Source organism: Paraburkholderia phosphatilytica (assembly GCF_003443895.1).
In the GTDB taxonomy this organism is placed as follows: domain Bacteria; phylum Pseudomonadota; class Gammaproteobacteria; order Burkholderiales; family Burkholderiaceae; genus Paraburkholderia; species Paraburkholderia phosphatilytica.
In genome coordinates this window covers 1-1,665 of the sequence record NZ_QQOA01000098.1, presented here as the reverse complement: position 1 = coordinate 1,665, position 1,665 = coordinate 1, and the positions used below count along the sequence as shown (strand labels likewise).

The 1,665-nt window shown below is 65.5% G+C and carries 1 protein-coding gene; it reads left to right on the top strand.

Going from position 1 to position 1,665, the window contains the following annotated elements:
* Positions 1-67: 67 nt before the first annotated feature.
* Positions 68-1,635 (top strand): IS3 family transposase gene (locus DVS29_RS36690; protein ID WP_118186234.1). Its coding sequence is split into 2 segments (ribosomal slippage): positions 68-506 and positions 506-1,635, totalling 1,569 coding nucleotides; the frame shifts between segments, so codons are not numbered across the junction.
* Positions 1,636-1,665 lie beyond the last annotated feature (30 nt).

The following is a 1,665-nucleotide window of genomic DNA, read 5'->3' as shown; positions in this document are numbered from 1 at the left end:
CCCCCCGCGTCAGAATAGATGCCGCCCCGATAGAATTGGAACCTGGGGGCAGTAAAGAGAGAACGAATTGGCGCGTTACGGACAGACATTTAAGGACAGAGCGGTGGTGCGGTTGTTGCCGCCGGAAAGCGCATCGGTGGAAGAGGTTGCGCGAGAGATCGGTGTGGGCGTGGATACGCTGGAGCGCTGGCGCAGTGATGCGCTGTCCATGCCCGCTCGCGAGCGGGCATGGACAGCGGCCGCGCGGTTCGATGCGGTGTTGAGCACAGCAGCCATGGACGAGACGGCCAGGAATGCCTGGTGCCGTGAGCATGGCGTGTATGCGCAGGAGCTGGCTCAGTGGCGCGCGGCGGCCACGCAGGCGCTGGCCGAGCCCGAAGAGGCCCGTGCCAGCCCCCAGCAGACGAAGCAGGACCAGCGCCGCATCAAGGAGCTCGAACGCGAACTGCGGCGCAAGGAGACGGCGCTGGCCGAGGCGGCAGCATTGCTGGTTCTTTCAAAAAAACTCGGGGCGATCTTCAACACGGACAAGGGCGAGGACGAATGATCGGCCTCGAAGATCGCCAGTTCCTGGCCCGGGAAATCGATTCCGCAAGACAGGCTGGCGCACGGTTGCGTCTGGCCTGCGAGGTGGCCGGAATCGATGTGCGTACCCTGCAACGCTGGAAGGCTCATCAGGGGCTCGTCACAGGCGACGCCCGGCCCGGTGCGAGTCGCCCGCTGCCTGCGCATGCGCTGAGCCCTGAGGAACGCGCGCACGTGCTGCGGGTGGCCAACGAGCCGCGCTTTGCCGACATGCCGCCGGCGCGTATCGTGCCGATGCTGGCCGACGAAGGCGTGTACATCGCCAGCGAATCGACCTTTGCCCGCGTGCTGCGCGAGCATGGACAGATGACGCGCCGTGGCCGCGCCAGAACGCCTTCAAGCGCCCGGCCCCCGACCACACACGTCGCGACGGCACCGCGCCAGGTGTGGTGCTGGGACATGACGTTTCTGCCGGCGACGATAACAGGACGATGGTTCCACCTTTACCTGATCCTCGATTTGTACAGCCGCAAGATCGTGGGCTGGGAAGTGCACGACAGCGATGCTGCCGAACATGCAGCGCATCTGGTGCGCCGCACGGCACTCGCTGAAGGCATTGCCGCCCTTGAAGCCAGACCGGTGCTGCACGGCGATAACGGCGCGACGCTGAAGGCCACTACCGTGCTGGCGATGCTGCACTGGCTGGGCATCAAGCCGTCGTACTCGCGACCCCGGGTCAGCGACGACAATGCCTACGCCGAGGCGCTGTTCCGCACCGCGAAGTACCGGCCCGAGTTTCCGGCCACGGGCTTCGAGGACCTGAACGCTGCCCGTGTCTGGGCGTCCGGTTTCGTGCACTGGTACAACTTCGAGCATCGTCATAGCGGCATTCGCTACGTGACGCCTGCGCAGCGCCATGCCGGCGATGATCGTGCGCTTCTCGCGGCACGTCATGCACTGTATGCGACGGCGCGCGAACGCAATCCGGCCCGATGGTCGGGCGACACCCGCGACTGGACACCAGTCGGTGTCGTGACGCTCAACCCGGAACGCGACTCGGTTGTCGCCACGGTGGCGCGCAAAGCAGATAAACAGCCTTTGGCTGCATGAATGAGGTGGCAACTACCTTGACGCGCGCCG